This window comes from Streptococcus sp. 3874 (assembly GCF_013276425.1).
GTDB lineage: Bacteria > Bacillota > Bacilli > Lactobacillales > Streptococcaceae > Streptococcus > Streptococcus pseudopneumoniae.
In genome coordinates this window covers 1-4,111 of sequence record NZ_VMLA01000104.1, presented here as the reverse complement: position 1 = coordinate 4,111, position 4,111 = coordinate 1, and the positions used below count along the sequence as shown (strand labels likewise).

The 4,111-nt window shown below is 39.1% G+C and carries 10 protein-coding genes; 8 read left to right on the top strand and 2 right to left on the bottom strand.

The window, feature by feature from the left end:
• Positions 1 to 796, bottom strand: a 796-nt coding sequence (locus tag HT703_RS09730; protein ID WP_172930058.1) for an XRE family transcriptional regulator, incomplete at its 3' end; no start/stop codon positions are given.
• A 359-nt stretch (positions 797 to 1,155) separates the two neighbouring features.
• Between HT703_RS09730 and HT703_RS09725 the strand changes: the two genes are divergently transcribed.
• The 5 genes from HT703_RS09725 to HT703_RS09705 all read left to right on the top strand — a co-directional run bounded on the left by HT703_RS09725 (position 1,156) and on the right by HT703_RS09705 (position 2,190).
• Positions 1,156 to 1,314, top strand: coding sequence for a hypothetical protein (locus HT703_RS09725; protein ID WP_166727863.1), 159 nt, complete (start codon positions 1,156 to 1,158; stop codon positions 1,312 to 1,314).
• Between the two features lie 15 nt (positions 1,315 to 1,329).
• Positions 1,330 to 1,521 (top strand): helix-turn-helix transcriptional regulator, encoded by a 192-nt coding sequence (locus HT703_RS09720; RefSeq protein ID WP_054388315.1) that lies wholly within the window; start codon positions 1,330 to 1,332, stop codon positions 1,519 to 1,521.
• Positions 1,522 to 1,643: 122 nt separating this feature from the next.
• Positions 1,644 to 1,829: a helix-turn-helix transcriptional regulator gene (locus HT703_RS09715; RefSeq protein WP_000274132.1), complete on the top strand. Its 186-nt coding sequence runs from the start codon at positions 1,644 to 1,646 to the stop codon at positions 1,827 to 1,829.
• An 11-nt stretch (positions 1,830 to 1,840) separates the two neighbouring features.
• On the top strand, positions 1,841 to 2,038 hold the full coding sequence (locus HT703_RS09710) for a hypothetical protein (protein WP_001057654.1): 198 nt from the start codon (positions 1,841 to 1,843) through the stop codon (positions 2,036 to 2,038).
• Between the two features lie 11 nt (positions 2,039 to 2,049).
• On the top strand, positions 2,050 to 2,190 hold the full coding sequence (locus HT703_RS09705; RefSeq protein WP_000993373.1) for a hypothetical protein: 141 nt from the start codon (positions 2,050 to 2,052) through the stop codon (positions 2,188 to 2,190).
• A 25-nt stretch (positions 2,191 to 2,215) separates the two neighbouring features.
• On the opposite strand, the gene HT703_RS09700 is transcribed toward HT703_RS09705, so the two are convergent.
• Positions 2,216 to 2,746: a hypothetical protein gene (locus tag HT703_RS09700; RefSeq protein WP_001135683.1), complete on the bottom strand. Its 531-nt coding sequence runs from the start codon at positions 2,744 to 2,746 to the stop codon at positions 2,216 to 2,218.
• A gap of 65 nt (positions 2,747 to 2,811) precedes the next feature.
• On the opposite strand from HT703_RS09700, the gene HT703_RS09695 reads away from it, so the two are divergent.
• The 3 genes from HT703_RS09695 to HT703_RS09685 are packed head-to-tail and all read left to right on the top strand — an operon-like array spanning position 2,812 to position 4,022.
• Complete coding sequence (locus HT703_RS09695; RefSeq protein ID WP_001284486.1) at positions 2,812 to 2,964, top strand: hypothetical protein; 153 nt, start codon at positions 2,812 to 2,814, stop codon at positions 2,962 to 2,964.
• Positions 2,965 to 3,003: 39 nt separating this feature from the next.
• A complete protein-coding gene (locus HT703_RS09690; protein WP_000097024.1) occupies positions 3,004 to 3,264 on the top strand; it encodes a hypothetical protein in 261 nt (86 codons plus the stop codon).
• A gap of 47 nt (positions 3,265 to 3,311) precedes the next feature.
• Positions 3,312 to 4,022 (top strand): ORF6C domain-containing protein, encoded by a 711-nt coding sequence (locus HT703_RS09685; RefSeq protein WP_023937084.1) that lies wholly within the window; start codon positions 3,312 to 3,314, stop codon positions 4,020 to 4,022.
• Positions 4,023 to 4,111 lie beyond the last annotated feature (89 nt).

Sequence of the window (4,111 nt, the reverse complement as noted above, 5' to 3'; positions counted from 1 at the left end):
ACACCCCGATAACTGCATAAATCTTGATGTGTGTGTCTTCGGCTGGTGGGAAGTCTAGGATGATGTCTTCGTACTTGTCATTGAGCGACACTAGGCGTAAGCGTCCGTTTTCGGTGTATATCTTTTTGAAGTAAGAACGGTCTCCATATGCGATAACTGCCAAATCTCCGTTGTAGGTGGTCAGTCCTTTGTCTACTAAATAGAGAATATCTCCGTCTTGGTAGTCAGGTTGCATGGAGTCTCCACTTACCTTAGTCGCAATATCGTGACGTGGTGGTTGCTCGTCAACCTCTATAGTCTCTCTGTCTGTATCGTCGTAGCCAAATCCATAGTTAAATCCAGAAGCTGCTGCCGTCTCAGATACAACCTCAACTTGGTACAAGCTGATAACTTCCGATACTTCGTTTTTCTTCGTTTCTTCTTCGTTTTTCTCTGTGTACATCTCGCCGTTTGCGTCTTGACTCTTCAGAAGCTCCTCAGAAGTCCGTAGGACGATTTTTTTATTATCTGGGGTTAATTGTACCACCTTGTCCGTTATCTGCTGTGTGAGCAAATCTGGGGACGCTGTGGGGGTGGCAGAATTATTACTAATAGATGGAAAGAAGTCATCAATACTTACACCCAAAATATCGCATAGAGAAAATAGCATATCTTGATTAGCTTTACGCTCCCCCTTTTCATATCTACTAATGGTTTGTTTTGTTGTATTTAGCTTTTGAGCAAGTTCATCTTGAGTAAAACCAGATGATTTTCTGAATAGCTTTATCTGATTTCCTATGTATTTTTTTAAGTCCATATTTTTTACTCCTGTTATGTTATATGTAGATTATATAAAAAAGTCACCGAAAACGCAACTTTTTTTATTTTTTCATTAAAAAAGTGTTGACTTGTCACCAAAACGGTGATATAATTAAATCATGGTTGAGATAATCAACCAAATAAAAAAGGAGGTGCAGCCAATGAGGCGACAGGAACAAAGACCTAAAAAAAGAGAATTCGGCTTAAAAATCCAAATTCTCTGGTTCAAATTCGAACTTCACTACTCAATAGAGTGGTAGAAGTTTACAAGGGGCTGACCTAAAGCCCCTCCCCTTTAAAGGGGTACTGTCATTGTATCATATAGGCTGTATCTCCTGCAAGAAAAAGGAGAAAAATATGGATTGGAAAAAATTCTTGTTTGGTAACTTTGATTACGAAAAGATAAATCAAGACAATCATGCAAAAACTTCCTTGGAAATTCGAGGTGGACTTATTCCGAGTATATTGTTCTGGTCTGGTATTATCGTACTAATTTTATATTTAATTTTCAGATAGGGAGGTGGTTATGATTTGCAAATACTTTTGTATGAATTACGTAAATCCAAAGGATTGACGCAAAAAAATTTGGCAGATAAACTTGGGATATCCGAAACGGCATATCGTCAGAAAGAAAAGGGGCAACGTCCTTTTACTCAAGATGAAATGTTTTTCTTGCATAGTTTTTTTAATAAACCATTGCAAGAAATTTTTTTACCAAGATAGTCACCAAAACGGAAACATCAAAAAGGTCAAACTTTTTTCAAAATCGATAGAATAATTCTATCAAAACTGTTGACAAGTACCAACAGTTTTGAAAAGACCTATTAGTAGAAAGGAAAAAGTCAATGTATGGAGCGAAAATGAGGGAGCTGAGAACGGCTCAAAAGCTGGGCTTGCGTGAGCTTGCTAAGCGAACCTTGATAGACTACACGACCTTGTCACGGATCGAGAACGACCTGAAGGCAGTGACGCTGTCGCAGGCGGTGGTCATCGCTAAGGCGCTAGGGTGTAGGGTGGAAGATATGTTGTAGGAGGAAATACTATGAACAACGCAGCGCAAAAAGTAACACGGATTGACAAAGATGCCTGGGAGATTGCTACGGAGCTGGCGAACGAATACGGCGTATCTATTTGTCACATCATCAGCGAGAGCGTCCGCTACTGTGCAGAGAATGCCGAATTTAAGGAGATGGACGTTGTCGTTAAACGATTGGTAGTCGGCAGTAAGGTGCTGGAGTAGGAGGGGAAGAGATGAATGCAAATGTAAATGTATTTTATGAATTAACTTGTAAAGACTTGAACGAAGCGATTGACGCAAAAAATAAAATCATCGCCAATACACTTGACGATGAAACTGTTGAGATAAAAATTGAATTCTTACGTGATGTTTGAACTGTAAAATCGCTCGGAGATGGTTCTATCGTAGATCGCGTAATAGAGCCATGGTCGATTGTCTGATAGCTGTAGCTGGAGAATCGCTTTTATTGCTCTCGTTTACAGTGTAGAACATTGCAGATGCCAATGTAGCATCAAGTACAAACTTGTCTATATATTTGTGTTTCTTGCTATCGGAGTAAGTAATTGTCAGTGTAATTCGACCTTTATAATCTGGGTCTATTGATGATGTAAATTTTTGTCCTGGGGCAATCATATTTCCGATAAGTGAGTTGAAGCGGTGTACAGAATTCAATGGATCCAATTCGCCATCTATCTGAATATTATCTATATATGCTGGAGTTTGGCCAAAGTTTTTAAAAACAAAGGTACGTTGTTGATTTTTAACTGCATAGACATCTACATAAACATTAATATAAGGCTTTGCCATATCCTCTGTAGCTTTCTTTGTTTGCCAGAGTGAAATGGTATTAAAAACAAAACCGATAACTGCAATTATTACTGTGATATAGAGTGTCCAAATCTGGACATTATCATTGGTGATTTGTGGCATTAGATCACTTCCTTTCTGCTTTTATTATAGCAAAAAGGAGAGAAAAATAGAAAGGAGAGGAAGAGATGGCAAATAAGGGATTTAAAAATAGTTACATCGATAGAAAAAAATTAAGTAGTAGTCTTAAAACACTGATGACTCAACAAGCTATTGAAAGAGCAGAGCTTGCTGAGTCTCAGCGTAAGGAACTTGAAGAATTTCTCAAGGATCTGCTTTAATTATAGCAAAATGGGGAGAACAATAGGAAGGAAAGAGATATGAGCAGCCTATCAAAAAATTTACTACCAATTCAAAATTTAGAAATTAAGATAGATAGCGACTCTAGTATTCCACGAGTTATTTTGAACGGGGTTGATTTTCAAACAGAAGATATTTGTCTTCAAGGTATCAAGATAATTTGGGAAACAAAGAAAGATGAAGTGCCAGAGACACTTATTCAGGTTGATTATATAAATAACCGTGAAGCGCCTCATATAGTATCTGTCAAACAGTCGTTTAAAAATACTTTACTTAAATAGCTCTGGCGAGTTTTATTTTCATTATACCAAATTTAGAAAGGAACTTTATGAACGAAATTTTTAATTTTCACGGGCAGGAAGTCCGTACTTTGACAATTGATGACGAGCCGTGGTTCGTTGGGAAAGATGTTGCAGACATCCTAGGATATAGCAAGGCTAGAAATGCGATTGCTCTTCACGTTGATGAAGAGGACGCCCTAAAACAGGGCATCCCTACTAGTGGTGGAACACAAGATATGTTGATCATCAACGAATCTGGTCTCTACTCTCTTATCTTATCCAGCAAGTTGCCTCAAGCTAAGGAGTTCAAGCGCTGGGTGACATCAGAGGTCTTGCCAGCTATTCGTAAGCAGGGCGGATTTATTCGCGAGGATTTGGACGAGGATGCTTTTATCGCTCTCTTTACTGGACAGAAGAAATTGCGTGAGCAACAGACTAGCATGTTGGAAGATATCGACTACCTCAAGAGTGAGCAACCGATTCATCCAAGCTATGCTCAGTCGCTCCTGAAGAAGCGTAAGGCTAGGGTTGTGGCTTGCCTGGGTGGCATTGATAGCCCAGCTTATGCGGATAAGATTTTTGCTCAGTCGGTATTTAGACAAGCTGAGATTGACTTTAAAGACCACTTCAACATTAGTCGCTATGACTTGCTACCCAAGAAGCATGCGGATGCCGCTCTAGCTTACTGGATGACGTGGGAGCCAAGCACCAATACCAAGATGAAAATCATGGAACTGAACGCATTTAGTCAAGCGTAGGGAGGGAAAGAAAATGAGACCAAGACGATATCCGTATAGTGGAAAAAGAAAAAAGCAATCTGATAGACAGATCGCTAAGTTAAAAAGAG